The 238-nt window shown below is 58.8% G+C and carries 1 pseudogene; it reads left to right on the top strand.

Going from position 1 to position 238, the window contains the following annotated elements:
* Positions 1–238 (top strand): annotated as a pseudogene (locus SB773_RS34450) (hypothetical protein); the annotation flags it as partial.

Below are 238 nucleotides of genomic sequence, written 5' to 3'. Positions count from 1 at the left end.
CGTTGGCGCATTTATGTCCGAGCTGTTTCCGACCCGCTATCGTTACACGGCGGTTGGCGTCTGCTACAACGCATCGGGGATCATCGGGGGCGCTTTGCCGCCACTTGTCGCGGCACCCATTATCGCGGCGTATGGCACTTATGCGTTCGGCGCGGTCCTTTCAGGCGTCTGCCTCATCAGCTTCCTCTGTTGTATTGCTCTCAAGGAAACACGCCTGCGAAAGCTGGACGCTGACATC

This window comes from Bacillus sp. SIMBA_074 (assembly GCF_046534555.1).
In the GTDB taxonomy this organism is placed as follows: Bacteria; Bacillota; Bacilli; order Bacillales; family Bacillaceae_G; genus Bacillus_A; species Bacillus_A mycoides.
The sequence above is the reverse complement of the archived record's forward strand: the minus strand, read 5'-3'. Positions and strand labels throughout refer to the sequence as shown.